Source organism: Variovorax sp. 01N429, from assembly GCF_056399425.1.
The window spans coordinates 144,412-170,492 of record NZ_JBFTRG010000010.1; the positions used below are offsets into that span (position 1 = coordinate 144,412).

General features: G+C 61.5%; 26 protein-coding genes. 16 read left to right on the forward strand and 10 right to left on the reverse strand.

The genetic code is table 11. The annotated features are described in order from the left end of the window. Positions 1–43 precede the first annotated feature (43 nt). Positions 44–1,210 carry a mandelate racemase/muconate lactonizing enzyme family protein gene (locus AC1DSF_RS18885; RefSeq protein WP_478124147.1) on the reverse strand — a complete coding sequence of 389 codons (1,167 nt, stop codon included), beginning with the start codon at positions 1,208–1,210 and terminating at the stop codon, positions 44–46. 100 nt (positions 1,211–1,310) lie between these two features. Here AC1DSF_RS18885 and AC1DSF_RS18890 point away from each other — a divergent pair, with 100 nt between their 5' ends. Continuing rightward, the gene (locus AC1DSF_RS18890) at positions 1,311–2,249 is read left to right on the forward strand and encodes a LysR substrate-binding domain-containing protein (RefSeq protein ID WP_478124148.1); all 939 of its coding nucleotides are present in this window, start codon (positions 1,311–1,313) and stop codon (positions 2,247–2,249) included. A 429-nt stretch (positions 2,250–2,678) separates the two neighbouring features. Here AC1DSF_RS18890 and AC1DSF_RS18895 read toward each other — a convergent pair whose 3' ends face one another. From AC1DSF_RS18895 to AC1DSF_RS18915, 5 genes are all read right to left on the reverse strand, one after another. Then, on the reverse strand, positions 2,679–3,209 hold the full coding sequence (locus tag AC1DSF_RS18895; RefSeq protein WP_478124149.1) for a MarR family winged helix-turn-helix transcriptional regulator: 531 nt from the start codon (positions 3,207–3,209) through the stop codon (positions 2,679–2,681). Positions 3,210–3,292: 83 nt separating this feature from the next. Next, the gene (locus tag AC1DSF_RS18900) at positions 3,293–4,099 is read right to left on the reverse strand and encodes an alpha/beta fold hydrolase (protein WP_478124150.1); all 807 of its coding nucleotides are present in this window, start codon (positions 4,097–4,099) and stop codon (positions 3,293–3,295) included. A gap of 17 nt (positions 4,100–4,116) precedes the next feature. Then, on the reverse strand, positions 4,117–5,334 hold the full coding sequence (locus AC1DSF_RS18905) for a xanthine dehydrogenase family Fe-S subunit (protein WP_478124151.1): 1,218 nt from the start codon (positions 5,332–5,334) through the stop codon (positions 4,117–4,119). A 5-nt stretch (positions 5,335–5,339) separates the two neighbouring features. Next, on the reverse strand, positions 5,340–6,191 hold the full coding sequence (locus AC1DSF_RS18910; RefSeq protein WP_478124152.1) for an FAD binding domain-containing protein: 852 nt from the start codon (positions 6,189–6,191) through the stop codon (positions 5,340–5,342). Then, positions 6,188–8,569, reverse strand: a complete 2,382-nt coding sequence (locus tag AC1DSF_RS18915; RefSeq protein ID WP_478124153.1) for a xanthine dehydrogenase family protein molybdopterin-binding subunit — start codon at positions 8,567–8,569, stop codon at positions 6,188–6,190. Before AC1DSF_RS18915 ends, AC1DSF_RS18910 begins: the two co-directional genes overlap by 4 nt. A gap of 388 nt (positions 8,570–8,957) precedes the next feature. Between AC1DSF_RS18915 and AC1DSF_RS18920 the strand changes: the two genes are divergently transcribed. From AC1DSF_RS18920 to AC1DSF_RS18980, 13 genes are all read left to right on the forward strand, one after another. After that, positions 8,958–9,275, forward strand: a complete 318-nt coding sequence (locus AC1DSF_RS18920) for a non-heme iron oxygenase ferredoxin subunit (RefSeq protein ID WP_478124154.1) — start codon at positions 8,958–8,960, stop codon at positions 9,273–9,275. Further along, complete coding sequence (locus AC1DSF_RS18925) at positions 9,272–10,525, forward strand: NAD(P)/FAD-dependent oxidoreductase (protein ID WP_478124155.1); 1,254 nt, start codon at positions 9,272–9,274, stop codon at positions 10,523–10,525. Before AC1DSF_RS18920 ends, AC1DSF_RS18925 begins: the two co-directional genes overlap by 4 nt. A 27-nt stretch (positions 10,526–10,552) precedes the next feature. Then, complete coding sequence (locus AC1DSF_RS18930) at positions 10,553–11,863, forward strand: aromatic ring-hydroxylating oxygenase subunit alpha (protein ID WP_478124156.1); 1,311 nt, start codon at positions 10,553–10,555, stop codon at positions 11,861–11,863. Next, on the forward strand, positions 11,860–12,375 hold the full coding sequence (locus tag AC1DSF_RS18935) for an aromatic-ring-hydroxylating dioxygenase subunit beta (RefSeq protein WP_478124157.1): 516 nt from the start codon (positions 11,860–11,862) through the stop codon (positions 12,373–12,375). The genes AC1DSF_RS18930 and AC1DSF_RS18935 overlap by 4 nt, the downstream gene beginning before the upstream one ends. Before the next feature lie 17 nt (positions 12,376–12,392). Continuing rightward, a complete protein-coding gene (locus tag AC1DSF_RS18940; protein WP_478124158.1) occupies positions 12,393–13,388 on the forward strand; it encodes an amidohydrolase family protein in 996 nt (331 codons plus the stop codon). A 23-nt stretch (positions 13,389–13,411) separates the two neighbouring features. Next, positions 13,412–14,455, forward strand: a complete 1,044-nt coding sequence (locus AC1DSF_RS18945) for a 2,5-dihydroxypyridine 5,6-dioxygenase NicX family protein (RefSeq protein ID WP_478183236.1) — start codon at positions 13,412–13,414, stop codon at positions 14,453–14,455. Further along, complete coding sequence (locus tag AC1DSF_RS18950; RefSeq protein WP_478124160.1) at positions 14,452–15,093, forward strand: isochorismatase family protein; 642 nt, start codon at positions 14,452–14,454, stop codon at positions 15,091–15,093. The genes AC1DSF_RS18945 and AC1DSF_RS18950 overlap by 4 nt, the downstream gene beginning before the upstream one ends. Beyond that, positions 15,044–16,363: an ABC transporter substrate-binding protein gene (locus AC1DSF_RS18955; RefSeq protein ID WP_478124161.1), complete on the forward strand. Its 1,320-nt coding sequence runs from the start codon at positions 15,044–15,046 to the stop codon at positions 16,361–16,363. Before AC1DSF_RS18950 ends, AC1DSF_RS18955 begins: the two co-directional genes overlap by 50 nt. A gap of 15 nt (positions 16,364–16,378) precedes the next feature. Next, positions 16,379–17,248 carry a branched-chain amino acid ABC transporter permease gene (locus tag AC1DSF_RS18960; RefSeq protein WP_478183237.1) on the forward strand — a complete coding sequence of 290 codons (870 nt, stop codon included), beginning with the start codon at positions 16,379–16,381 and terminating at the stop codon, positions 17,246–17,248. A gap of 74 nt (positions 17,249–17,322) precedes the next feature. Next, positions 17,323–18,258 (forward strand): branched-chain amino acid ABC transporter permease, encoded by a 936-nt coding sequence (locus AC1DSF_RS18965; protein WP_478124163.1) that lies wholly within the window; start codon positions 17,323–17,325, stop codon positions 18,256–18,258. Then, positions 18,255–19,007, forward strand: coding sequence for an ABC transporter ATP-binding protein (locus tag AC1DSF_RS18970; RefSeq protein WP_478124164.1), 753 nt, complete (start codon positions 18,255–18,257; stop codon positions 19,005–19,007). The genes AC1DSF_RS18965 and AC1DSF_RS18970 overlap by 4 nt, the downstream gene beginning before the upstream one ends. After that, complete coding sequence (locus tag AC1DSF_RS18975; RefSeq protein WP_478124165.1) at positions 18,985–19,722, forward strand: ABC transporter ATP-binding protein; 738 nt, start codon at positions 18,985–18,987, stop codon at positions 19,720–19,722. The genes AC1DSF_RS18970 and AC1DSF_RS18975 overlap by 23 nt, the downstream gene beginning before the upstream one ends. Positions 19,723–19,832: 110 nt before the next feature. Then, positions 19,833–20,669: a LysR substrate-binding domain-containing protein gene (locus AC1DSF_RS18980; protein WP_478143557.1), complete on the forward strand. Its 837-nt coding sequence runs from the start codon at positions 19,833–19,835 to the stop codon at positions 20,667–20,669. Positions 20,670–20,703: 34 nt separating this feature from the next. On the opposite strand, the gene AC1DSF_RS18985 is transcribed toward AC1DSF_RS18980, so the two are convergent. Next, a complete protein-coding gene (locus AC1DSF_RS18985) occupies positions 20,704–21,564 on the reverse strand; it encodes an EamA family transporter (protein ID WP_478124167.1) in 861 nt (286 codons plus the stop codon). Continuing rightward, positions 21,564–22,442 (reverse strand): MurR/RpiR family transcriptional regulator, encoded by an 879-nt coding sequence (locus tag AC1DSF_RS18990; RefSeq protein WP_478124168.1) that lies wholly within the window; start codon positions 22,440–22,442, stop codon positions 21,564–21,566. The genes AC1DSF_RS18985 and AC1DSF_RS18990 overlap by 1 nt, the downstream gene beginning before the upstream one ends. Before the next feature lie 88 nt (positions 22,443–22,530). On the opposite strand from AC1DSF_RS18990, the gene AC1DSF_RS18995 reads away from it, so the two are divergent. Continuing rightward, complete coding sequence (locus tag AC1DSF_RS18995; protein ID WP_478124169.1) at positions 22,531–23,427, forward strand: oxidoreductase; 897 nt, start codon at positions 22,531–22,533, stop codon at positions 23,425–23,427. A gap of 11 nt (positions 23,428–23,438) precedes the next feature. After that, positions 23,439–24,161: a sulfite exporter TauE/SafE family protein gene (locus AC1DSF_RS19000; protein ID WP_478124170.1), complete on the forward strand. Its 723-nt coding sequence runs from the start codon at positions 23,439–23,441 to the stop codon at positions 24,159–24,161. Between the two features lie 33 nt (positions 24,162–24,194). Here the strand turns inward: AC1DSF_RS19000 and AC1DSF_RS19005 are convergent, their stop codons facing one another. Together AC1DSF_RS19005 and AC1DSF_RS19010 are read right to left on the reverse strand one after the other, a co-directional pair. After that, positions 24,195–25,178, reverse strand: a complete 984-nt coding sequence (locus AC1DSF_RS19005) for a Bug family tripartite tricarboxylate transporter substrate binding protein (protein ID WP_478124171.1) — start codon at positions 25,176–25,178, stop codon at positions 24,195–24,197. 119 nt (positions 25,179–25,297) lie between these two features. After that, positions 25,298–26,074 carry an enoyl-CoA hydratase/isomerase family protein gene (locus AC1DSF_RS19010; protein ID WP_478183238.1) on the reverse strand — a complete coding sequence of 259 codons (777 nt, stop codon included), beginning with the start codon at positions 26,072–26,074 and terminating at the stop codon, positions 25,298–25,300. Positions 26,075–26,081 lie beyond the last annotated feature (7 nt).

Sequence of the window (26,081 nt, forward strand, 5' to 3'; positions counted from 1 at the left end):
GTTGAATTGATCATGTCTTGTCTCCTGTATTTTTTGTTGAACTTCAGGCCGACAGGGCCTGCATCTCGCGATACAGATCGGCCTTGCCTTCAAAGCCGATGCCGGGGAGGTCGGGCAGCGTGACGAAGCTGTTTTCCACCTTCACGCCGTCCGGGAAGCCACCGAAGGGCTGGAAAAGATCGGGGTACGACTCGTTGCCCCCCAGGCCAAGGCCCGCGGCAATGTTGAGCGACATCTGGTGGCCGCCGTGCGGGATGCAGCGGCTTGCCGACCAGCCGTGCTCCTTGAGCATGTTGAGCGTGCGCAGGTACTCCACCAGTCCATAGCTGAGGGCGCAATCGAACTGCAGCCAGTCGCGATCCGGGCGCATGCCGCCGTAGCGGATCAGATTGCGCGCATCCTGCATGGAGAACAGGTCCTCGCCGGTGGCCATCGGGTTCTTGTAGAAATTGCGCAGGGCGGCTTGCAGCTCGAAATCGAGCGGATCGCCCGGCTCCTCATACCAGAAGAGGTCGTATTGCGACAGGGCCTTGGCGTAGGCGATCGCCGTCTCCAGGTCGAAGCGGCCGTTGGCGTCGACGCAGAGCTTCTGCCCGTCTTGCAGCACTTCCATGATGGAGTCGATGCGACGCAGGTCCTCGTCGAGGGAGGCGCCACCGATCTTCTTCTTCACGACCGTGTAGCCGCGGTCGACGTAGCTGCGCATCTCGTCCTGCAGCTTCTTGTGGTCCTGCCCCGGATAGTAGTAGCCGCCCGCGGCATAGACGAAGATCTTGCGGTTGGGCTTGCCGTTGCCGTATCGGTCCGCAAGGAGCTGGAAAAGCGGTTTCCCTTCAATCTTCGCGACAGCGTCCCAGACGGCCATGTCGATCGTGCCGATGGCGACCGATCGCTCCCCATGGCCGCCGGGCTTCTCGTTGGTGAACATGGTGTTCCAGATCTTGTGCGGGTCGAGGTTGTCGCCCGTCGCATCGATCAACGAAGAAGGATCCGCTTCCATGATCCGAGGGATGAAGCGCTCGCGCATCAGCTTGCCTTGGCCGTAGCGGCCGTTTGAATTGAAGCCATAGCCGACCACTGGCTTGCCATTGCGGATCACGTCGGTGACGACTGCGACGAGGCTCAGCGTCATCTTGCTAAAGTCGATGTACGCGTTTCGAATCGGCGAACTGATCGGCATCGTCTTCTCTCGGATCTCGACAATCTTCACTCTGACTCCTGATGTGTATGCAAAAGCGTGATATTGACGGCCTGCCGCCCGTTTGAACAATGCTCTTTTTCTTGCCTCTGATGCTCTGAAAGCACTGCCGATGAATTTCGTATGGTTTGAAGATTTCAAGGTGCTGGCAACCTCGGGCAACTTCTCCCGCGCCGCGGATGAGCGTAATGTCACGCAGCCGGCATTCAGCAGGCGAATCAGGGCCCTGGAGACCTGGCTCGGCGTCGATCTCTTCGATCGCACTTCGCAACCCGCGAAGCTGACTGTCGCGGGCGAATGGTTCGGCGAAGTGGCCGAGAAGCTGCTGGAGCGCGTAGCTTCGCTGCCCGAAGAGGCAAAGGCAGTTGCGCAGATGCACTCTGCGACCTTGCGGCTGGCTGCCACACACGCGCTTTCATTCACGTTCCTGCCGCGCTGGTTGCGAACCCTTGAAGCCCACGCCACATTGGGGCCGGTGCAACTCATGTCCGACGTACTGCCGAAGTGCGAAGCGCTGCTGCATCAAGGCAAGGTTCAGTTCGTGCTGAGCCACGCGCACCCCACGACCCACGGTTCATTGCAGTCGGACGCATACACGTCGATGGTGGTTGGAAACGATCAGCTTCTGCCGGTGTGTGCGCCTGATGCAAGTGGCAAGCCGCTTCATTGGCTTGAGACAGGCGCCAATCAAGTGGTGCCAATCCTGCAATACAGCGTGGAGTCGGGCATTGGACAGATCAAGCGCGCCGTTCTTGGCCCGAAACTGGCGGCGTTGAAAGTTCAGGTCGTCTTCACTGCTCATCTGGCCTCGGTTCTTCGGACCATGGCGTTGGACGGCCGTGGGATTGCGTGGCTGCCCCGGACCTTGATCGAAGAAGACCTGGAAGCGCATCGGCTGGTGAAAGCGACTCAGGACGATAGCTTTGACGTTCAACTGCAGATATGCCTTTATCGCGCGAGACAGCCTGCGGGTGCTGCAGGAGAGGCGCTTTGGGCTGCGGCAGTCAAGGCTGGTGCGACGCCGCTCGGGAGTCCCGGCGCTGGCCGATAGCGGCGTGCCGGCACTGTTGGAACTGATGGCAACGTGTGGTCTTTGAAAGCATCAAATGCATAAAAACCGGCATTGGCGCGATGCGGGCCAGTTAGCAATGGTCTCCGTGATAGGTCAAACGGAGACAGCAATGCATAAAGGACACATCTTGGCCATCGCGTTGGCCGCATCCCTTCTCAGTGGATGTGGTGGCGGGGGCAGTCATGGCGCCATCAGGGCCATTGGCACCCTCCCCGCGTCGCCTGGCCCTGCTGCGGAAGCCCCGCCCAGTGCCGCCAGCGCTGCGGCGCCCATCACCTGCGAAACATCAGCAGCGGCGCTTGCTGAAAGCACAATCGCCGTCGCAATCCTTGCGGGCAGCGCACAGTTACCGTCTTGATGATGACTCTTTGCAGATCCCGACTAAAGCGAAAATCTGCATCAGACGGTTTAGCTCCGTTTGTCCATTCGTTCATGAGCATCCACAAGCTGACTAAGCAGTTTCATGAAAACGGCGCGATCCTCTGGAGGAAGAGGCTCGACCAACAGTTCTTGAGAAAGGTATATGCTTTCTTGCAAATCGTTGATCAGCTTTAAGCCCTCTTTGGTGATCACTGAAAGTCTTGAGCGACGATCGTCTGGATTTACTCGAGTCTCAACCAATCCTTTGTCGCTCAAACGCTTCAGCACTTCTGCAGTGGTCGTGCGGTCCAGGGCAAGCTCTCGACCAATTGCTTTCTGATCAAGCCAAGGGTTCATCGAAAGCGCCGTCAGCATACCGACCTGAAGCGGCGTGATGCTTTCGGACTTGCACAAATCGAAGAAAATCGCCTGGCCGATCTGAGTCAGCCGACGGATCAGGAAACCCGGACGACGCCACATTACTTGGCGCAGCGGATTAAAAGGCTCGGGGCCTGAGGGCTTGGCTACATCAGTTGAGCGGCCTGTCTTTTTCCGAGCGGGAGCACGCTTTGTCGTCATCTCTAGGTCGCCGATAGTGTCATCCGGTGAGTGTATCGACTCCCTCGCTTGTGAATAGGAGATCAACTTCGCCTCAACTTGCGCTACAGCAAGTCGACATTCAGGTACCCGCCAAGAAGGCTATAAAAGTCTTCCTCGTCATCCCACGGGATCATGTGGCCAGCGCTGGAGGCCGTACATTGCTCCAAGCCAGGCGCTAGCGCTTTGATCTCAGCCAAGTCTTCCGGGAGCATCACTCCTCCACGCCCCGCAGCCATTAGAAGTCCGGGCCTATGCAGCTTGGACAGATCGGCGTGGATATCGTCCTCGTGGAAGCCAACATGCGCTTGGACGATCGCATCCTCATTGCACGTATGGAGCCATTCGGCGCGCAGTTGCAGTTGTTCATCTGTCCAGGTTGGGGCGTAGAGGCGCAACTCTTCGGCCGTTATGCCTTGGACGGCCAGATGAATAGACTCTATGTACCAGGACAGAGGTACTGGATAGGCCCGGCGACCAGGGCCTGACACTGGGGGGTCCACAAGCAGCAGCTTGGCTATGCGCTGTGGGTCGCGCGCGGTGGCGCGAATCGCAACTCGGGCGCCCATCGAGTGACCCAGCAGCGTCACGGATGACCATCCCAGAACATCCAGCAGATCGAGCACGTCGGCCGACATTGCATCAAGACTTGCGACCATCCCAGGTGCGCTGAAGGACAAGCCGCGGCCCCGGAAGTCAAGGACATGGACGTCGAAGTGCCGAGCCAATCGCTCGGCGACGAAGCCCCACGTAATGGCTGGGCTGGTGATGCCGGGCAACAGGAGTAAGCGAGGGCCCTGCCCTCCATAGCGCAAGAGGTGCAGGCGCACCCCGTTAGCGCGTACGTGATAGCCATAGAGAAAGGAACTCATCGCGACTCCGAGCCGAGCTAGACCTGCGGGTTCTTTCCAAACCAGCCACGTACGCGATTCCAAAGCACGCTCCACATCATCCCGGCGATCGAGACCGTGGGCTGTGGTTCGTTGGAAGCAACCGTTTGCCCGCCCAGCCTTCGCGTGATCTGCTTGCCGAAATCCGCGACCATGCGGCGCACGAAATCCTTTACCAGTCCGGAGCGGGAGAATTGGGCGAGTGGGCCCTGCAGTGCATAAATCATGTCTACGTGCACACGGGTGTTATCGGCCGACAGTGCTTCCAGCCGATAAGTAATGTCTCCTTGCGTGCGCGACTTGCTCAGACTGTCTTGGCCGGCACCGCGAAGGACGGCCCGCTTTTCAGCGTCGTCACGCTCCAGCCGCGCTGCGCCAGCGAAAGCCGCCGACATCGGGCCGAACTTGATGGCGATCGTGCCCTTGACCCTCTCGCCTTCGTGCGAGTCGATGGTCGCACCGGGCAAGCAGGACGCAACCGCCGGCAGGTCGCCCATGAATTCCCACACCCGATTCACCGGATAAGGTACATCGAAATAGACTTGGATCGCGTTGCCCTTGGCCTTAGCCCTAGCCATCGCCACCGGGTCGACTTCCGCCATCTCCGCAGGAGCGATCGAATCCGCGCTTGTTGGTTTGCTTGGGGAGCGAGAGGACTGTTCGGTCTGTCCTGGCGTAGAGATTCGACTCATCGCAACAGCTGGTGACGAGCTCAGTCTTTCCCGCAGTTTTTCAAATCGCACGTCGGGAGCGTCGCGCTGCTGTTGTAATACGTCCAGGATGGCATCCACAATCCCCTGGTATCCGGTGCAACGGCACAAGTTCCCAGATAGCTCGAGCCGTACGCGCGCTTCGTCAGCGTCGGGCAAGCGAAGCACGATGTCGCGCGCCGTCGTGAGCATTCCAGGTGTGCAGAAGCCGCACTGCAGCGCGTGGTGGCGCGTGAACGCCGGCCGAAGCAGTTGCATCACGGCATCATCGTCGTAGCCCTCGATGGTGGTGACCTCTTGGCCTTCACATGCCACCGCGAAAGTGATGCACGAACGCGTGGGCTGGCCGTTGACAAGCACTGTGCATGCGCCGCAGACCCCATGCTCGCAGCCGAGATGAGTCCCGGTCAGGCGCAGTTCGTTCCGCAGGAAGTCGCCAAGATGCATCCTTGGCTCCGCCTCCCGGCTGAAGCTGCGGCCATTTACTTGAATAGAAATCGGGTCCAAGTCTTTTACTCCGCTTGTTTTAGGTCGGCGAAAACGCCGGACTGCTCGAGTGCGCGTTCCACACAGGCTGTGAAAAGCTTCAGATCGATGGCGTCGCGTTCGGGGAGCGCGACGCTGACGGCCTCTTGCAGCAGTTCACGCCGCGCAGCGCCGGCGCCCTTGCTGGCAATCTCAGCCGCCAATTCATTCAGCAGAATGGGCGGACCGTCCGCGGCGCCGAGAACAATTCGCGCACACTTGCGCGAGACATCGAAGTAAACCGCCGCGCTGGCTTCAGCGAATTCGCCAGGCTTGCGGCAGACCTTGTGATACCCCCAGTGCGTCGTCGGCGTCTCGGAAGGCACGTTGATGGCCACAATTAACTCGTCGGACTCAAGCACGGTTGTATAGGCGCCGAGCATGAGCGCGTCGGCCTCGATCGTGCGCTCACCGCGCGGCGACCTAGCCACGATGCGCGCACCAAGTGCCGCGAGCGTAACCACCCAGTCAGCCGCAGGATCGGCATGCGCCAAGCTACCTCCGACGGTGCCGCGGGTACGAATCGCGCGGTAGGCGATCCCGCTCGCGACTTGACGCATCGGATGCCCAGCCAACGCCTGGTGTATGCCATCCTCGATCTCGGCGTGCGTCACGGCAGCGCCGATCTCAACCCATTCAGCCTTGCGACTGACAGCGCGCAGACTGGGGATGTTTGCGACGTCGACCACTTGCGCCGGCCGCGCCAATCTCAGGTTGAGCATTGGACCAAGGGACTGGCTTCCGCTCATCGCCTTCGCAGTGCCGCCTCCCTTGGCCAGCACCGCCAGCGCCTCATCCACGTCGAGGATGCGTGTATATGCAAATTTCGGCGCCTTCACTTGACGCGCTCCTGTTCCAGCTTCGAGCTTTCGAGGGCCTTGAGCAAGCGACGCGGCGTCAAAGGCGTCATCAGCACCTCGGCAGCACCAGTGCCTCGCAACGCGTCGTTCACGGCATTGAAGATCACAGCCGGTGGTGCAATTGCGCCACCTTCTCCCACGCCCTTGGCACCGAACTCGGTGTGTGGCGACGGTGTCTCGAAGTGCTCGATACGGATGCGCGGCACTTCCGTGGCGCCAGGCAAGATGTAGTCAGCCAGCGTGGAAGCCAACGGCTGGCCTTGGTCGTCGTAAGGACTCTCTTCGTACATCGCAGTACCAATACCCTGTGCGATGCCGCCGATAGTCTGCCCCTCCACGATCATCGGATTGACCATCGTGCCGCAATCTTCAACCACTACATAGTCGAGGATCTCCACCTCACCCGTCTGCGTGTCGACCGCAACAACCACAGCGTGGGTCGCGTACGTGAAGGTACCGGTGTCGACCTTGGGCTTGTACGCACGTGAGACTTCCAGGCCACCGAGATGAACGTTGGCCGGCAAGTCCTGTGGCGTGAGGTACCACGCGCCACCCACTTCAGACAGGGGAATCGACTTTTCCCCTGCGATAGCACGCCCCTCGATCAATGCGACCGTGTGCGGGTCCACGCCCATGAGATAGCCTGCGATTGACTGAATCCGAGGCAAAAGTTCCTTGCAGGCGGTCGAGATAGCCCCCCCTGACATGACCGTGGCCCGAGAGGCGTAGGTCCCGGACGAGAAGGGGGTGAGCGCTGTATCGCCATGCACAACCCGAATTCTCGCAACAGGAATTCCGAGTACGTCATTGGCGATCTGCGCGAAGCTGGTTTCCATGCCCTGGCCATGCGAGTGCACGCCGACGCGCACTTCGAGCCCGCCATCCGCGGTCATCCTGACAAGCGCCTGATCGAAACCTGGCACCACCGGCAAACCCCAGTTGGCGAACACCGTCGTGCCGTGGGCAGATTGCTCGGTATAGGTTGCCGTACCGAACCCGATCCGACGACCGTCCGGCTCTCCTCGAGCTTGGCGCTTACGGACAGCTGTGAGTCCGATCATCTCCACGGCGCGGCGCAGACTCGCTGGAAAGTCGCCGCTGTCGAAGTGCTTGTTGGCCACATTGACGTAAGGCATCGCGGCGGCCGGGACCAAGTTGTCCATCCGGACCTCCCAAGGCTCGCGCCCAACTTCACGCGCCACGGCATCCATGAGAAGTTCGATCGCGAAGCACACGCCGGTGCGAGCCACTCCCCGATAGGCCATGAACCCTGGCTTGTTGGTTGCAACGCACAGGGTCTCGCACCGATAGCCGCGAAAGGCGTACGGCCCAGGCAGGTTGCCGATTGCCTGGCCAGGCTCCAGACCGACAAAGAAAGGATAGTAGGAATATGCGCCGCCATCGATGGTGATGACAGCGTCCAACGCCAGGAGCTTTCCCGTTCGGTCAGCATAGGCCGTGAGCTGATAGTGATGCTGCCGCGTGTTGGCACCGACTATCAGATGCTCACGTCGGTCTTCGAGATAGCGGAATGGCGTCCGATAGGTCTTGGCCAGCCAGGCTATGCACAGATCCTCAGGGTAGAGCTGACCTTTGTAGCCAAACGCGCCGCCGACGTCAGGGGACACGACGCGCACAGCCCCTTCATCCATCGAAAGGTGCTGAGCAATCCCCACGCGCAGCAAATGCGGAACTTGAGTCGCGCTGACGACCACGAGCTGATCGGTCTGGAAATCCCAGTAGGCCAAAACCGACTTTCCCTCTAGAGGCACGATGCACTGACGTGACAGCTCGACCGTGCGGCTGACTTTCACCTCAGCCTTCGCGGAAAGCTCATCGAAGTCACGATTGGCCTGCAGTGTGAGAAACACATTGTCTTTCCACCCAGGGTGCAGGAATTCCCCCGTGGCAGCGAGCGAGGACTCAGCACTATGGTAGACGGGCAGTTCGTCATACGAGACCTGCACCTCTTCGAGCAGGTCTTCCGCCACTGCACGAGTCGGAGCGACAGCCATGGCGATGGCCTCCCCCACGTGGCGAACCTTGCCCGAGGCCAGCGGCGGCAACGCTGAGTATTGGTATGTGGGCAGCGAAGAAGGCGAGCCGATATCTGCCGCATCGGTCATCATCTCGCGCAGGAACACCTTCCCGGCAAGCTCTTCAGGAATCTCAACTCCAGTAATGGTCGCGTGCGCCAAAGGGCTGCGCAAGAACGCAACTTCCTGAAGGCCGGGCAATACGAAGTCACCAACGAAATTGCCTTTGCCCACCATATGACGGGCGTCCTCCTTGCGAGGCAATCGGGCTCCAATGCCTTCGCGCTTTAGCAGTCTCGCCGGAATGTCTGCTTGGTCCATGCGTTTCCTTTTACTTAACTACCTTGTCCGCCCGGGCTCGCACTGGTTGTGCAACCGCCTGGCGCAGCCTTTGTGGTGCGAAGTCCGAGACTGCGTTCAGCGCACCGCCGCGCCATCAATACGACGTGTACTGTCACAAGTATATGACTGGCAGATGGATATTGGAAGACGAAGTTCATCAGCGCAAACCCGAACATAGATAGCCACCTGTTGAGGTGCATTCTTCCAGCGATAAATGCCCCATCATGGCTCCGAATTAACGATCTCCGTGCCCAACCTGGTGCGACCCTATCAAGTACAAACCCGCACTTGAACATAAACATCAAGCGGACTAATATGACAGTTCACTGAGTATTTGTTTGGATGCCCGAAGTCACAGGATGGAGTCATGGATTGGATCAAGGTTGCCTCGGCGGAGGAGCTGATGAACGACGAAGCTAAGACCGTCAACGTCGCCGGCTACGGCGTCGCGCTGTACCGAATCGAAGATGAGTTCTTCGCCACCGACAGCATGTGCACGCATGCCACTGCTCTGCTGTCAGAAGGTTTCGTGGAAGACGGCTGTGTTGAATGCCCGTTGCATCAAGGCCGCTTCGATGTTCGTACAGGCAAGGCGATGTGTGCGCCGGTCACCGTGGACCTGCGCACGCATGCCGTAAAACGAGATGGCGACGACATCTATGTGTTGTCACCGGTCGGCAAATGATGTCGCCCGGCGTTGTTATCGTTGGTGCGGGTCAATCGGCGGCCGTCGCGGCACACGCTCTGCGCGAGCAGGGCTACCGAGGCCGGATCACGATGCTGGGTCGGGAGCGCCACAGACCGTATGAGCGCCCGCCATTGTCCAAGGCCGTGTTGGTGGCTGCTGAAGAGCCCAGGCTCGATGTACTGGCGGAAGATTCCTGGACGCGCAGCAATATCGACCTGCTGAGCAGCAGTGACGCCGTTGCATTGGATCTTCGGCAGCAGCATGTACGTCTTGCCGACGGTCAGGTGCTCGAGTACGAGATGTGTCTGATCGCCACAGGCGGTGAGGCAAACACACTTGCATCCGCCCCGCCCGCCAATCCCCGCGTGCACTACATCCGCACCCTTGATGACGCGCGGAGGCTGCGAGCGGCCCTTCAGGTCAAGCCGCAAATCGCAATTCTGGGCGGCGGCTTCCTGGGGCTCGAAGTTGCCAATTCCGCACTCTCGGCAGGAGCCGAGGTTTCAGTTCTCGAGCGCGCAACGTCCTTGCTCGATCGCTTTCTACCACCCGAGGCGTCGGCATGGCTGGAATCTGGCATGCAAGATGCAGGCGCACGGATCCTGCTCGGAGTCTCCCTCCGCGACGTCCAGTCACTGTCAAGCGGTCGCATGCGCTTGATCACCGACGTCGCCGATCTGGAAGTTGATGAGGTGATCGTCGCAATCGGCCTTTCGCCCAATGACGCTCTAGCTCGCAATGCGGGCCTCCAGGTCGCGGCAGGCGGCGGCATTCTGGTGGACGCGGCTTGCCGCACCAGCAACGAACACGTGTTCGCGTGCGGGGACTGCACCAGTCAACAGCGCCCTGGCCAGGCTGCGCCAACGCGCCTGGAATCATGGCAGAACGCGAATGAGCAGGCGCGCACTGCCGCCGCCGCCATGCTCGGCGCTCCTCTTCCGGTGCCGGCCATACCGTGGTTCTGGACCGATCAGGGAAAGCACAACATTCAGGTGCTTGGCCTGCCGGCTCCCGATCTTGAATATGTGCGCCGCGGTGACCCGTCCAATGACAAGGCGCTGTGGATTGGCCATCGGGGTTCTGTTCCGCTACACGGCGTGGCCATCAATGCAGGCTCTGATTTGCGAGCCATTCGCCCTCTTTTCGAACGTGGGCGGCCCGTGCAGTTGGAGGACTTTCAGCTGGACGCCATCAATCTGCGCGCATGGGCCAAGCAGATGCAAGCCGACGCCGCGGCGACCGTTTAACCAACCTTCAAAGCCTCAGGAGATTCCATGTATCAATCGCAGGCGGTCATCGGCATTACGAATGCCCGAAAGAATCCGCCCTTGGAGCAGTGTGTCTGGCCAGCGGACGCCCTGAACAACATTCCGGACTGGGTCTACACCAGTCAAGCCATCTATGACCAGGAGATCGAACGCATCTTTCGGGGGGACACGTGGAACTTTGTGGCCTTGGAAGCGGAGATTCCAAACCCGGGCGACTACAAGCGTGGCTATGTCGGCGCCACGGCCGTGGTGATCGTTCGTGCGGAGGACAACACGATCTCCGTCTTCGAAAATCGCTGTGCCCATCGCGGCGCCGAGTTCTGCCGCTCCAGCCAGGGGAATACGAAGGAATTTGTCTGCCCATATCACCAATGGTCATACGACCTCAAGGGAAACCTGCAGGGCGTTCCGTTCAAGCGCGGCATCAACAAGGTAGGCGGCATGCCCGCGGACTTCAAGAACGCCGACCACGGCACCCGCCAGTTGCGCGTGGCCACACGCAACGGCGTGGTGTTCGCAACCTACTCCGACAAGACGCCCCCTCTGGAAGAGTACATGACCAAGGAGATCGTCGAGGAGTTCGACGTCCCCTTCTCGGGCAAGAAACTCAAGATCCTGGGCTATTGCCGCAACGAGCTTCCGTGCAACTGGAAGATGTACCACGAGAACCTCAAGGATCCGTACCACGCAACGCTGCTCCATTCGTTTCTCGTGGTGTTTGGCCTGCTGGTGCCGGGCATCAAATCGATCGTGTTTGCAGACAAGGAGCATGGCCGCCACGGCTTCATGGCTTCGGCCAAGCCGGACGAGATCTATGCCACTGTTGCCGCTGACGACAAGGCGGAGATGCGATCGTTCAGCGACAAGCTCAGGCTGCGCGACGAACGATTCCTGGACTACGTGCGAGAGTTCAAGTCGCCCTGGTCCGCCAACATGATGACCATGTGGCCGAACCTGATCGTTCAACGCCAGATGAACACGATGGGTGTGCGCCAGATCATCCCGAACGGTCCGAACAGCATGGTGATGCAGTGGACCATGTTCGGCTATGAAGATGACACCGCGGAAATGACGCGGCACCGCCTTCGCCAGGGGAACTTGATGGGCCCTTCCGGCTTCCTGGGCCTTGAGGACAACGAGGCATTGAAGTTCGTGCAGGAAGGCCTGCGCAACTCGTCCACGGACAACAACGTCGTCAAGCTCGATGCGGGCCATCAAGGCACGGCACGCAATCTCATCTCAGAGTCCTGCATCCGCTCGCTCTACCAATACTACCGGGGCGTCATGGGCATCCGTGTTGCGGAGCAAGCAGCATGAAGGAGCGACTCGCCTACGCCACGTCCGCGATTTCGCCTCAACGCGCGGCCGAGCTGCGCGCCGAGATCGAGTCCTTCAATGCCGAGTACTGCGCCGCCCTGGACGCGAACGACGTCGAACGGTGGCCCGACTTTTTCAGCAAGGAAGCGACGTATCGCATTACTTCGCGCCAGAACGCACTTCTGAACATGCCCGTGGGACTCGTTTACTGCGAGGGGCACAACATGATCATCGACCGCGCCCTTGCCGTCGCGCACTCGCAGATGTTCGCGCCACGGCACATGCTGCATGTATTGGGGATCACGCGAGTACTGCAGGAGGCAGGAAAGACGATCAGCTCCCAAACGCCCTTCATCTTGATGCAGACCCTGGTCGAGGGCCCTTCCACAGTGCATTTGGCTGGCGTCTATCACGACCATTTCGTGCGAGAAGGCGACCGGCTACTTATTGCAAGCCGCGAAGTGGTGCACGACACGGAAATTCTTGACACCGCCTTGGCATATCCAGTCTGAGGCCACTTAGGACGACTATGAACCAAACCCCAAAAATCGCGCTGGAGGAGCACTTCTCTGCGCCCGGCTTCGACGAGTACTCTGCCAAGTACACACGAGCGCTGCCAACCGAATTCGTCGCAAAGCTCGACTCCAAGCTGACCGACTTCGACGACCAGCGCCTTGCGGAGATGGATGCAGGAAACATCGAGTACGTCGTGCTGTCGCAAACGATGCCTGGTGTGCAGGCTGAGGTGGATCGCGCCATCGCCATCCGCCGTGCGCGCGAGAACAACGAGTTCCTCGTTGAGCGCGTGGCACGCCATCCGGGACGCTTCGGCGCCTTTGCGCACGTGGCACTGCAAGATCCCCTGGCCGCAGCCAAAGAGCTGGAACGCACCGTCGCCGAACATGGCTTCAAAGGCGCGATGATCAACGGCCACACATTGGGTCGCTACTACGAAGGCGGCGAGTTCGATGTGTTCTGGGAGCGCGCGCAGGCGCTCGGCGTGCCCATCTATCTGCATCCCAACGCGTTCAGTCAACCACCGGCTCTGCTGGAAGGCATGCCGGTGCTCCAAGGAGCCACCTGGGGATGGGGCGTCGAAACGGCGGGTCATGCGTTGCGCCTGCTGTTCGGCGGGGTGTTCGACCGATTCCCGCGCCTGACCCTGCTGCTGGGCCACATGGGGGAAGCCCTGCCGTACCAGCGTTGGCGCATGGACAGCCGATTCGCCGCGTATCCATCGGGCATCAAGTTGGCGCGCAAACCCAGCGAGTACATCGGCAGCAACATTCTGATCACCACGTCTGGCGTGTGCTCCGCACCGTCACTGCTGGGTGCGATTGGCGAGCTCGGGGCAAAGGCTGTGCTCTTTTCGGTGGACTACCCCTACGAGTCAACCGCCGAGGCCTGCAAGTTCATCGAGGAGGCGCCGCTGGACGAAAAAACCCGTGCCCAGGTGTGCCATGGCAATGCTCGCCGGCTCTTCAAGCTAGGCAGCCCGGAAGAGCTTGCGCTCCTGCAGTTCTGACACTTCACTCAAAAGGACGAAAAATGCCAGTCAGCGATTATCAAATGGTCAAGGCTTGGGACGAGGTTCTGAAGCTCAGCAAGGTGGAGCGTGGACAGAAGGTCTCCATCCTGTGCGGCCCTCACACCCATCCGCAGACACTTCAGACGGCAACGATTGCAGCTCAGGCCGCCGGCGCGGTCGTCACCAAAATCGAGCTGCAGCCCATCAATGCGGAGAAAGCCCCCAGCCGCGACCTGATGAACTACCTGGGCGAAACACCCCTTACCAATAACCCAGTCGCACTCGCGGCGATGAAGAATAGCGACCTCGTCCTCGACTTGATGCTGCTGCTTTTCTCGCCCGAACAGATGGAGATTCTCGAGTCTGGAACGAAGATTCTCCTGGCCGTGGAACCGCCCGAGGTACTGGTGCGGGCGGTGCCCACCGAGGCCGATCGCAAGCGGGTCCTGGAGGCATCGAAGCTGCTTAAAAAAGCGAGGAAGATGCACGTGACGTCGCCGGCCGGCACAGATGTGACCTTCCAACTCGGCGATTTCCCGACCATCAGCGAGTACGGATTTTGCGAGGAACCGGGGCGCTGGGATCACTGGCCGAGCGGGTTCCTCTTTACCTTCGCCAACGAGGGCGGTAGCGACGGCACCATCGTGATTGATCGCGGCGATATTCTGCTGCCGCAGAAGAACTACGTCTCGAACAAGATCACATTGAATCTGCGCGAAGGTTTCGTGCGCAGCATCGAGGGTGACGTTGACGCGGCCATGTTGCGCGAGTTCATGGAGGCCTACAAAGACCCAGAAGCCTACGCGATCGCGCACATCGGCTGGGGGATGCAGCCACGTTGCTACTGGCACACGCTATCGCTGATGGATCGCGAGGCGACATCCGGCCAGGATGCGCGTGCGTTCGAAGGCAATTTCCTTTTCTCCCTGGGACCAAACAATGAGGCCGGAGGCCCTCGCACGACGCCTTGTCACCTCGACATTCCGTTGCGCAACTGCACGGTGAAGCTCGATGACATCGTCGTGGTTCGAGCTGGCAAGGTCATTGACGAGGCTTTTCAATGAGTCCCGATCAAGACATCTACCAGAAGCAGGGCTTCGGCAATACCCTCGCGCCCAAAGCGCCGTACGGCCTGCTGATCATCGACTTCGTCAATGGATTCGCTGATCCGCTCACCTTCGGAGGCGGCAACATCGAACCGGCCATCGAATGCACGCGCGGCCTTCTGGCGGCAGCACGCACGCGCAAATGGCCGGTCGTGCACACACGGGTCGTGTACCAGGACGATGGAGCCGACGCCAACATCTTCGCGCTCAAAGTGCCACCCATCCTCGCCCTGCGCGAGGACGCGCCGGAAAGCCAGATCGTGCCGCAGCTTCAGCCCATCGGCGGCGAGCTGGTGCTGCGCAAGACCAACCCCTCGGCCTTCTTCGGCACTTCACTGGCGGCTTGGCTCAATCAACGTGGCGTGCAGACCTTGCTCATTGCGGGATGCACGACCAGCGGCTGTGTTCGCGCCAGCGTGGTTGACGCCATGTGCCACGGTTTCCGTCCCCTCGTTGTCACCGACTGCGTGGGCGACCGCTCGCTGCAGGCGCACGAAGCCAATCTTTTCGACATGAACCAGAAGTACGCGACCTTGATGCCCTGCGATGTGGCCCTGGGAGCAACCGCTGCGAAAGAACACCGCATGTCGGACTGACACCCATCCACTCACTCAAAAGTTCCGTCCTTCACTTCCGTCACAGCCCCAACGCACAGCGTGCCAGCAACCCCACCACCTGGAGAATCAAATGACCATCAAACTCGTTGCCGCACTGGCGGTCTCACTTGCGGCGATCGCGTTTCAAAGCCGCGCCGACGTCATCAAGGTTGGTGTCATCGCACCAATGTCCGGACCGTTCTCTGCAGTAGGTCAAACTTGGGAGGGTGCGACGAAGGCGTACCAGAAACTCAACGGCACAACAGCGGGAGGGCACACGATCGAGGTCATCTACCGCGACCTTCCGGAGATCAACCCCGCACAAGCCAAGGCACTGGCGCAGGAGCTTGTCATCAAGGAAGGCGCCCAGTACATCGCCGGCCTCTATTTCACGCCGGACACATTGGCCGTCGCTGCGCTCGCGCAAGAGGCCAAGGTGCCGGTCGTGATCTTCAACGCATCCACATCGTCGCTTCTCGACAAGTCGGACTACCTGTTGCGCACCTCGTACACCTTGCCGCAGATGGCGGTCCCAGTGGCCAAGTATGCGCTGGAGAAAAATGTCAAAAGCGTCGTCACCCTGGTCAGCGATTTTGGTCCCGGTCTCGATGCCGAGAAGGCCTTCACGACAGCGTTCGTCAGCGGTGGAGGCAAGTTGCTTGAGGGCATCCGCGCTCCGCTGAAGACGACTGACTTCGGCCCCCTGATGCAGCGCGTGAAGGCACTCAAGCCCGATGCGCTCTACGTCTTTGCCCCCGGCGGTCCCGCGACCTACGCAATGGTCAAGGCATACAACGAGGCCGGATTAAGGGCGGCTGGCGTGCGCTTTCTCGGTACTGCCGAGACCGATGAGGATCAACTGCGAGCGATCGGCCCGGATCTGCTCGGCATCGAGACTGGCATGTTCTATTCGGCATCACACAATTCGGCTCTGAACGATGCTGTCGTCAAGACCCTGAGCGAAGTTGATCCCAAGGCCATTCCGACCGTTCAGCTTGCGAACGCGTTTGACGGACTGCATGTGATCTATCACATGGTCAAGGCGACGGACGGGAAGAGGGATGGCACCAAGGCCCTTGCCAGCGCAAAGGGCTTTTCTTGGGAAAGCCCGCGTGGCCCGGTGAAGATCGACCCGGTCTCTCGCGAATTTGTACAGAACGTCTATATGCGCGTGGTCGAAAAGGATCGGTCTGGAAGATACGTGAATCGGGAATTCCGAACCTTTGAGATGCAACCCGACTACGGACGCACTCAGAACGTGTCCAAGTAAGGAAGAGGCTGCAGCATGTCTCTTGCGCTCATTAGCAGCATCTTGGTCGACGGGATCGCGTACGCGATGATCTTGTTCATGATCACAGTGGGCCTGTCGATGACCATGGGTCTGATGCGGGTTGTGAATCTGGCGCATGGCGCCTTCGCGATGCTTGGCGGATTTCTCGCGGCCAGTATTCCGCAGCGCCTGGGCTTGCCCATCTGGTTGAGCTTTGTGCTTGCGATCGCCCTGGTCGGGCTCGTGGCGGTGCTGTTCGAGCGCATCCTGCTGCGCCGCTTCTACCGGCGCGACGATCTTGATCAGATGCTGGTGACGATCGGGCTGATGTTTGTCGCGACTGCCGCTGTGAACCTGTTGTTTGGATCCTCAGTGACCCCCGTCGCGCTACCAGAAGCATTCAACGGCACGGTGGACCTTGGTTTTCGCTCCATCCCTCGGCACCGGCTCATCGTCGTCGCTTGCGGACTGGTTGTCGTCATCGTTCTCTGGCTGGCTGTGGACAGATCATCCTTTGGTATTCGGGTGCGCGCCGCAGTCGACAACGCGCCCATCGCACGCGCCATCGGCATCGACACGACCAAGATCTACGCAGCAACTTTTGCAATTGGTGCAGCGCTCGCTGCGCTGGGGGGCATCGCCGGTGCGGAATTGCTTCCGATGGAGCCGACCTACGCCTCCAAATATCTGGTGATCCTCCTGGCGGTTGTCGCCGTCGGAGGTAACGGAAATCTGTTTGGCTCATTCTTCGCAGCGTTGCTGCTTGGTATTGTGGAGACCTCCATGAAATACATGGTTCCGCAGCTCGCATCGGCTGCGTTTTTCCTGACGATGATCATCGTCTTGCTGGTGCGGCCGCAAGGGCTGTTCGGGAGACACGCATGAGCGCAATCAGTGCGCCAATGAGGGTGTCCGCATCGTCGAGCGCCCGACCGTGGATGCACCTCCGCGTAGAGCTGATGCTGATGCTGGTGGGGCTGCTGGGATTCGTGCTGTTCCCGCAGGATCTCGGGTTGCTGACCAACATGGCGACCATGTCCATCTTTGCGCTGTCGTTGAGTCTCGTGCTCGGCCAGGCCGGCATCGCGACCTTGGGTCAGGCCGCGCTGTACGGCAGCGGCGCTTACGTAGCCGGTTGGACTGCCCTGTATTTGACGGCGGATCCCATTCTCGGCTTGTTGCTTGGCGGTCTGGGTGGTGGCGTGATCGCGTTGTTGAGTGGTGCCGTGATGCTGCGGTCGACAAAGCTCACCCTGGTCATGCTGACCATTGCAGTAGCCCAACTTCTACTTGAGCTGGCCAACTGGGCGAGATGGCTCACCGGCGGTGACGATGGTCTTGCGGGCTTCAACATCGGCCCGTTGTTCGGCGTTTGGGAATTCAACTTCCTTGGTCACACTGGCTATTTCTATGCCTTGGGTGCGCTGGTGCTGGTGTACTTCATCGTGCGCAACGTGGTGGAATCGCCGTTCGGTCTGACGGCCCGCGCGATCCGGCAGGACCCCGGACGGGTTCAGGCGCTGGGAGGCCGCGTCTATTTGCACCTGCTGGCCGTCTACACCGTTGGCGGCATTGTGGCGGGGCTCGCTGGCGCCTTGACAGCACAGACCAGCAAAGTGGCCAATCTCTTCATGCTGGATTTCACGACGTCGGCGGGTGTCGTGGTCATGATCGTTCTGGGTGGCACGCGCCGTCTGTCGGGAGCCGTTCTCGGCACCGTCGCGTACATGACCATCCACCACATCGCATCGACGTTGAACCCCTATCACTGGCTGTTCTTCATCGGGTCGATGCTGATCGTCGTACTCGTCGTTTTGCCCGAGGGCTTGATCGGCCTTTTGGACCGGGCCGTGATGTATGCCAAGTGGCTTGGCGGCAGCGGGCGTGCCAAATGACCCATCGACTGCAAACCCGGAATCTCTGTCACTCCTTTGGCGGCCTGGCCGTCACGCAGAACGTCACGCTATCCCTCCCCGAGGGAGCCCGCACCGCATTGATCGGTCCGAACGGCGCCGGAAAGACGACTTTGGTCAACCTGCTGAGCGGGGCGATGCGCCCACAGTCCGGCGACATCCAGCTGGACGGCCGATCGATCGTTCAGCTGCCGCAGTACGCACGCGTGCGCAGCGGCATCGTTCGCACCTTTCAGATCAGCCGCCTGTTCAAAGAGCTGACCGTGGCGGACAACGTCAAGGTCGCCGTGTTGCAGCGACACCAGGCCTCCATGCAGTGGTGGCCCTCGCCAGCGCGTTCCGCACGAGTTCACGAAGAGGTCTACGAGACCCTCGGCATGCTGGGGCTGCACCCCTATGCCAATCGGGTGGTGGGGCAACTGGCACTTGGCGAGCAGCGGCTTGCAGAGATCGCTCTGGCACTCGCGATGAGGCCCCGGGTGTTGCTCCTTGATGAGCCGGGCGCAGGCGTACCACAAGGAGAGGGCGGCCGCATCATGGACGCCATCGATAGCCTGCCGAAGGAACTGTCTGTCCTGCTCATCGAGCACGACATGGACCTGGTGTTCCGGTTCGCTTCGCACATCATCGTCCTGGTCGCCGGTGCGGTGATGGTCGAGGGATCGCCTCAGGAAGTCGCCGCCAACGAACAAGTCAAACAGATCTACTTTGGACGAGACGGTCATGCCTAAGCCCGCTATTGAACTCCGGTTTGACGACGTGACGGCAGGCTATGGCGGCCTGCCGGTCGTCGAGCATCTCAGCTTTGGCGTACGCGAAGGCGAGCGCCTTGGTCTGATTGGGCGCAATGGCGCCGGCAAGACCACGACGCTTGCGACGGCGGTGGGCCTTGCCGACCTGATGACGGGGCGCATTCATTTCGGCGCCGATGACATCAGCGACGCAAGCACGTATGCGCGCGCGCGAGCCGGCCTCGGCTACGTACCGCAGAGCCGCGACATCTTCCCCTCACTGACGGTTGAGGAGAACCTGCTGTCAGGCTTGCAGGGACGTTCGGCGAGCGTTGCCCTACCGCCGATCTACGAACTGTTTCCGCGGCTCAAGGAGCGGCGACGCAACGGAGGCACGCAGTTGTCGGGCGGTGAGCAGCAAATGCTCTCGGTGGCACGAGCACTCGTCGGACAGCCGCGCATCCTGTTGCTCGACGAGCCGTTGGAAGGGCTGGCACCCATGGTGAGAGAGGAGTTGATGGATGCCATCGTTCGAATGAGCGATCAGCTCGGCGTCGGCTGTGTCCTCGTGGAGCAGCACGTGGATGTCGTTCTCGAATTTTCCAGTAACGTGATCGTGCTGGAACGCGGCGTCGCCGCCTACTCCGGCTCAGCGGCGGCGCTGCGCGGCGAAGAGGCGCTGTTGAATCGCACCATCGGAATCCAGAAGTGCTGAAGACGATGCCTGTGCTTCTGCGTTTATGCGGCAAGAGGGAGAGCTGAGTTCGCTCAGCCTCCAGTTTGGTCGCAATGCAAAGCCTCCGTGCGCTAATAGGCCCGCTGCGGGTGTTCGATGCAGTGTGTCGCGCCAAAGGTGTCACGCGCGCCGCTCGGGTGCTTCATGTGACGCCCGGTGCAGTTAGCCAGCAGATCAAGCAGTTGGAAGTCGGGCTCGGGGCGCAGCTGTTTCAGAAGTCTGGCCGGGAGATCCAACTCACTGCGGTGGGCGAACGACTCGCCCACCGCGTCTCGGATGCTTTCGATCGCCTGAACGATGCGCTAAATGATGTGGCCGACCACCAACCGGACAAGCGGCTGCGCCTGAAAGTGACGCCAAGCCTCGCTATCCGATGGTTGGTACCTCGCTTGCGCGGCTTCTACGCGCAGCATCCCGACATTGATCTCGAGATCGCAACGATCGCAATGGCCGACGATATCCGGCTCGAGGGTGCAGACTGCGCGATCCGGCATGGCATGGGAGAGTGGACCGATGTTGAGTTGGACCACCTCTTCGACGACGAATTTCTTCCTGTCTGCGCACCAAACCTGACCAGGCATTTGCAGACACCACAAGACCTGCTGGAAGCCAACCTGCTGCACTCGATGATGCGGCCAGAAGCCTGGTCGCTATGGTTCAGTTCCGCTCACCTGGTAGATCCCCCGCGCCTGCATGGAATCACTTTGGCGAATGCGGCGTTGTGCTACCAGGCTGCGGCTGACGGGTTGGGCGTTGCCATCGCCCAGCGAGCTTACGTTGACGACGACATCCGCAGTGGTCGGCTCGTCGTGGCCGTGGATCACGTTGCCAGAACGGAGTCAGGTTACTACTTGGTCTGCGATCCGCTGAAAGCGGCAGAGGCTCCCGTGAGGCTGTTCCGAGACTGGATTCGTTCTGTCCGCTAGCAACGGGCGCGAGGTGACGCGCTCAACGAAAGCGTCAAAGACTGATCGCCGCGATTCCGGCCAACACGACCGTTGCGCCGACGATGCGTCGCGCGAGATGACCCTCGCGAAAGAGTCTGCATGCGAGGAGTGAGCCGATGATGATGGACGACTCGCGCAGCGGCGCGACGAGCGCCACCGGCGCCTTCAGCATGGCAGTGAGAACGAGGATGTAGGCGAGCGGAGAGAACACAGCCACGATGAGGATCGGGACGGCGTCGGCACGGATGGCAGCTCGAATACGATGGCGTCGGCGCAGCGCGCTTGGCGTCAGGATCAGGCTCTGCAGCAGCAGAGTGGCGGCGTAGTAGCTCACGGGCGCCAGATGCAGCGCGATGACCGAGTAGCCATCCCAGACCGTGTAGGCGGCGATGGTCGCCCCCGTCGCGGCGCCCCAGAGCAAGCCCTGAATCGGGCGGCGGCTCCCGCTTCTGAACGGGTTGCCGGTAACTACGAGAATGCCCGCTATGACGAGTGAAGCACCGAGCATCGCGACTGCGGTGAGCTGTTCGCCCAGCAGGAGGATCGCGAAGAGCATCGTCAGCACCGGCCCGGTGCCGCGGGCGACCGGATAGACCACCCCCAGCTCGGCACGCTCGTAGCCGGCCTGCAAGGTGAGAGAGTAAGCGGTGTGCAACACAGCCGAGACAGCGGCGCCCGCCACAAGCGGCCAATCGAGCACATGCTGCCCATTTGCTACGAAGGCGATGCTGATCGGGACGCACAGCAGCGCCGAAGCGTAGGTATAGGCGCAGACGAACAACAAGGCATCCCCCCGCTTGTACTTCGAGGCCAGGTTCCATACCGCGTGAGCTACCGCCGCGCCGAGGACCATCGCGACGGTGCCAAGCTGCATCAGGCGATATCGGGCAGGTCGATGCCCGCCCGTTCGGCGCGGCGGCTACGCTCCGGGTCACGCAGAGCGAGGGCCGCGACCAGCGCGTCAATCACCACGAGCTGCGCCAGCCGACTCCCGGCCGCGGCCATCTGGGCCGGCAGCGGTGCACCGCCGACGACAAGCGAGATGTTCGCGAGGGTCGCCAGGGGTGTCCCGTACTGGTTGGTGATTGCGATGAGTGAGGCTCCGGCAGAAGACGCCGCATCCGCGATGGCCAGCGTCGTCGATGTGCGACCGGTCGAGCTGACGGCGATGACGGCGTCACCAGGACCGAGGAGCCGCGCGGCGATCATTGCCGACAGATAGTCCGGAATGCCGATGGTCGTCACGCCGACCGCGCGCAAACGGAAGACCGCGTCGGCGGCGACCGTCGCCGAGGGGCCGGCTCCGAATGCGATCACTTGGCGCGCGTGCTGGATGGTGCTGACCGCCTGGTCGAGCGCGGACAGCTCGACCGCCCCGCCCAGCGCCGTCAATGCGTCAGCGCCTGCGCGGATCGAAGACTCGAGCACCGCTGCCGTCGTCGCATCCGCGGTGAGTACGCCAGGCGGCGCGAAGAACCGGGTGGTACCGCGGGCACGAGCGATCTCGATCTTGAGCTCAGTGAACCCGCTGAACCCGATCGCACGCGCGGCGCGGATCACGCTCGGCGGCGACACGCCGGCGCGGGCCGCCACCTGCGCAGTCGTGCTCGCGCCAACGAACAAGGGATCGGCGAGCAGGAGCTCGATCACCTTCGCCTCGCTCGCAGCGAGATCGCCACTTCGGGCCTGGATGCTTCCGATCAATTGCACCAGTCGCGCGTCTCGAGAAACTCCGTTACCATCGTTGTTCATTATGTGTAATAGATTACAGCGCGCTTTTGAAGAGCGCAAGCATGGCGTGGACGAACGCTGAACGAGACGGTCGAAGGAGTCTGTGTTCATGAAGACAACAAGCGCTGCATCCATCGCCGTCGTGGGCCCGGGTGCTATCGGCACCGCGGTCGCGGCGGCACTGCACGAAGTCGGTGGCACTCCGTTGCTGTGCGGCCGCACACCCCGCGATCGCCTGACGCTTCAGGATGGCGAACGCCTCATCACCGTTCCCGGTCCGGTCTGGGTGAATCCCGCACAACTCGGGCGCACCGTCGACCTCGTCTTGCTGGCGGTCAAGGCGACACAGACCGAGGCGGCGGCAGAATGGCTCACCGCCTTAAGCGGCCCGGAAACTGTCGTCTGCGTTCTGCAGAACGGCGTCGAGCAGTTGGAGAGGGTCACTCCGCATGCCCCACGCGGGCGGATCGTTCCGGCGGTCGTGTGGTTCCCTGCACAGGCGCAATCGGATGGCTCGGTGCGCCTGCGCGGAGACATGCGCCTTAGCCTGCCAGACACATCGGACGCTCGCTTGGTCGTCGAGGCACTGCAAGGCACCCGGTGCCGCGTGGAGCTGGCCGCCAACTTCCGCGCGGTGGCCTGGCGCAAGCTCCTGCAGAACGCGGTGGCCGGACTCATGGTGCTCACGCACCGCCGCTCCGGCATGTTCGGCCGATCCGACATCACGAAGCTCGCCCTTGCCTATCTGCGGGAATGTCTGTCCGTGGCCCGCGCCGAGGGTGCGGAACTCGGCGACGAGGTGCCGCAGGAAATACTCGACAAGTTCCAGGCATCTCCCGCAGACATGGGCACCTCCATCCTCACGGATCGCGAAGCCGGCCGGCCGCTGGAATGGGATATCCGCAACGGTGTCGTCCCGCGTCGCGGCCGGGCACACGGCGTCCCGACGCCGATCAGCGACGTCCTGGTGCCGCTCCTCGCCGCCGCGAGCGACGGCCCCGGCTGATCCTTCGCCCGATGATCGCGCTGTCGCTCCTCTTCCTCCTCGCCCTCGGCGCCGGAGTGCTCAGCGGGGTTGTCGGCACCGGCTCATCGCTGATCATGCTGCCCGTCCTGGTTGCCCAATATGGACCGCGGATCGCTGTGCCCGTCATGGCGATCGCCTCCCTGTTCGGCAACATCGGGCGCGTGATCGTCTGGTGGCACGAGATCCGATGGCGGCCGGTACTCGCCTACGCTTTGACCGGGGTCCCCGCCGCCGTGCTCGGTGCCCACACGTTGATGACGATCCCGCCCTTCGTGACGGACGTGTTCCTGGCAGCCTTCTTCCTCTCAATGATTCCCCTGCGCCGCCTCATCAGGCGCTCCCACATCCACTTGCGCATCTGGCACATGGCCCTCGCCGGAGCGCTCGTCGGATTCCTCACCGGACTCGTGCTGTCCACCGGACCGCTCAGCGTGCCGGTGTTCACCGGCTACGGAATGAGCGGCGGCGCGTATCTCGGATCGGAGGCGGCAAGCGCGCTGCTGCTCTATGCGGGCAAGCTCGGCACCTTCGGCATCGCCGGGGTGCTGACGCCGGCCGTCATTGCACGCGGGCTCGCCATCGGCCTCGCCCTGCTCGCCGGCTCGATGATCGCCAAGCGACTCGTCCAACGGCTCCAGACGCACACCTTCGAGTTCCTCATCGATGCAGTGCTCGTCGCGGGGGCTGCAGGAATGATGCTCGCCCTCCAATGAACTGCAACGCCAGCCTGACCGGCAGCCATGGCACTAGTCCGCTTTGAATCCCGAAGCTTTGACCACAGGCTCCCAGAAGGCGCGCATTTCGCTGAACTTGGCGCGGGCATCCGCCGGCGAGCTTCCCGTCTCCACAAAGCCGAGCGCGCGGATCTTGCGCGCGAACTGCTCGGTTGCAACTGCTCGTCGGATCGCAGTGCTCCATTCGGAGACGGCGGCCGCAGGCGTTCCGGGAGGAAGGCATATGGCCAGTGCGCCGACTGCGGTGAGTTCCTTCCGGCCGAGCTCGCTGAACGTTGGAACGTCAGGCAAAAGCGGCGAGCGTTGCGCTGAGGTCACCGCCAGCACGCGAAGCTTGCCGGCATCGTGGTGCTGTGCGAAGTCTCCGACAGTTGAAGTTCCCGCTGCGACGTTGGCGCCAACGAGGTTCACGATCATCGGGGCAGCGCCCTGGAACGGCACGTCCTGTAGCGGTGTGCCGATGACTTTGGCTATCTGCAATCCCAAGAAGTGAGTCGGACCTCCCGATGCGGCATGGCCGAAGTTGGCCTTCTCGGGATAGGCGCGCACCCATTGGGCATATTCAGCAAAGGTCTTGATGGGCGAGGACGCCGGTACAGCCAGCGCCATCGCAAACTCGACCACCGTCGACGCGGGCAGGATATCCCGCTCCGGAGCGTAGTTGAGCTTGGTGAAGACGAATGGATAGATCGATTGCAAGAAGTCAGGACACAGCATTGCCACGCTTCCATCGGCGGGGGCGGCGCGCAGCGCATCGACCGCAATTTTTCCGCCGGCTCCGGGCCTGTTCTCAACCACGACTGTGCGATCGAGCGGCGCATGCAACTGATCCGCAAGCGCCCGTGTGACGACATCGAGTGTCCCGCCAGGCGAGAAGCCCACAAGGATCTTTGCGGGCGGTCGGCTGGCCTGTTGTGCCATCGCCGACGGCGCGCCGAAGGACGCGGCAAAGATGAATGCGAGGTTGTAGAGCCAGGCGGTACACGGTTTATTCAAGAGCTGCTCCAGGGAAATTCAGCCAAGTCACGTCGGCTGTTGAAACGCCGGCACGAGGCCGCTCGAAAGATTCGAGCGCCGAGCGACCGACGCCTCTTGCGGCCTCTTTGCGAGGCAAGTCAGCGACCCCGAAAAACCGGAGCGCGCTTTTCGGCAAAGGCTCGGCGCCCCTCCAGTCGGTCCTCACTATCCCTGAGCACGCCAAAGGCCTGGCGTTCCAGCTCGAGCCCGCCGGCAAGCGGCAGCTCCCGTCCCGTCATCGCCAGCCGCTTGGCGGCTGTCATCGCCAACGGCGCGTTGGCGGCCATTGCTCGTGCGAGGTTCATAGCCGTTTCCTGCAGCGCGGAAAGCGGAACCACCTTGCTGACCAACCCGATCCGCAACGCCTCGCTGGCATCGATGCGTTCGCCCGTGAGCAGCATTCGCATTGCGTCCGACTGCCCCACTGCGCGGATCAGGCGTTGCGTGCCGCCGGCGCCTGGGATGCTGCCGACTCGCACTTCCGGCAAGCCGAACTGCGCGTTTTCAGAACAGATCCGGATGTCCGCAAGCAGAGCCAGTTCCAGTCCGCCGCCGAGGGCATATCCATTGATCGCAGCGATGACGGGCTTGTCTGTGCGCAGCGTGCCGAAATTGGAATGTCTGTTGCCGCCTCGAAAGACCTGCCGAGCTGCGCTATCGGCCGGCGGCATCGTTTTCTTGAGATCTGCACCTGTGCAGAACGCACGCTCGCCCGCGCCGGTCAGGACGAGTACGCGGATTTCCTCGTCGCCCGAGACCTCCTCCCAGATCTCGAGCAACCGCTCGTTGGACTCCGGATCGATGGAATTCATGGCTTCGGGCCGATTGAGGGTGACGATGGCGACGCCACCCTGGACTGTTTTGTCGATGGGCATGGATTTG

Coding starts and splice junctions, on each gene's coding strand:
- AC1DSF_RS18890 (WP_478124148.1), top strand. CDS start 1,311: ATGAATTTCGTATGGTTTGAAGATTTCAAGGTGCTGGCAACCTCGGGC.
- AC1DSF_RS18895 (WP_478124149.1), bottom strand. CDS start 3,209: ATGACGACAAAGCGTGCTCCCGCTCGGAAAAAGACAGGCCGCTCAACT.
- AC1DSF_RS18900 (WP_478124150.1), bottom strand. CDS start 4,099: ATGAGTTCCTTTCTCTATGGCTATCACGTACGCGCTAACGGGGTGCGC.
- AC1DSF_RS18915 (WP_478124153.1), bottom strand. CDS start 8,569: ATGGACCAAGCAGACATTCCGGCGAGACTGCTAAAGCGCGAAGGCATT.
- AC1DSF_RS18920 (WP_478124154.1), top strand. CDS start 8,958: ATGGATTGGATCAAGGTTGCCTCGGCGGAGGAGCTGATGAACGACGAA.
- AC1DSF_RS18925 (WP_478124155.1), top strand. CDS start 9,272: ATGATGTCGCCCGGCGTTGTTATCGTTGGTGCGGGTCAATCGGCGGCC.
- AC1DSF_RS18930 (WP_478124156.1), top strand. CDS start 10,553: ATGTATCAATCGCAGGCGGTCATCGGCATTACGAATGCCCGAAAGAAT.
- AC1DSF_RS18935 (WP_478124157.1), top strand. CDS start 11,860: ATGAAGGAGCGACTCGCCTACGCCACGTCCGCGATTTCGCCTCAACGC.
- AC1DSF_RS18940 (WP_478124158.1), top strand. CDS start 12,393: ATGAACCAAACCCCAAAAATCGCGCTGGAGGAGCACTTCTCTGCGCCC.
- AC1DSF_RS18945 (WP_478183236.1), top strand. CDS start 13,412: ATGCCAGTCAGCGATTATCAAATGGTCAAGGCTTGGGACGAGGTTCTG.
- AC1DSF_RS18950 (WP_478124160.1), top strand. CDS start 14,452: ATGAGTCCCGATCAAGACATCTACCAGAAGCAGGGCTTCGGCAATACC.
- AC1DSF_RS18955 (WP_478124161.1), top strand. CDS start 15,044: ATGTGGCCCTGGGAGCAACCGCTGCGAAAGAACACCGCATGTCGGACT.
- AC1DSF_RS18960 (WP_478183237.1), top strand. CDS start 16,379: ATGTCTCTTGCGCTCATTAGCAGCATCTTGGTCGACGGGATCGCGTAC.
- AC1DSF_RS18965 (WP_478124163.1), top strand. CDS start 17,323: ATGCTGATGCTGGTGGGGCTGCTGGGATTCGTGCTGTTCCCGCAGGAT.
- AC1DSF_RS18970 (WP_478124164.1), top strand. CDS start 18,255: ATGACCCATCGACTGCAAACCCGGAATCTCTGTCACTCCTTTGGCGGC.
- AC1DSF_RS18985 (WP_478124167.1), bottom strand. CDS start 21,564: ATGCAGCTTGGCACCGTCGCGATGGTCCTCGGCGCGGCGGTAGCTCAC.
- AC1DSF_RS18990 (WP_478124168.1), bottom strand. CDS start 22,442: ATGAACAACGATGGTAACGGAGTTTCTCGAGACGCGCGACTGGTGCAA.
- AC1DSF_RS18995 (WP_478124169.1), top strand. CDS start 22,531: ATGAAGACAACAAGCGCTGCATCCATCGCCGTCGTGGGCCCGGGTGCT.
- AC1DSF_RS19000 (WP_478124170.1), top strand. CDS start 23,439: ATGATCGCGCTGTCGCTCCTCTTCCTCCTCGCCCTCGGCGCCGGAGTG.
- AC1DSF_RS19010 (WP_478183238.1), bottom strand. CDS start 26,074: ATGCCCATCGACAAAACAGTCCAGGGTGGCGTCGCCATCGTCACCCTC.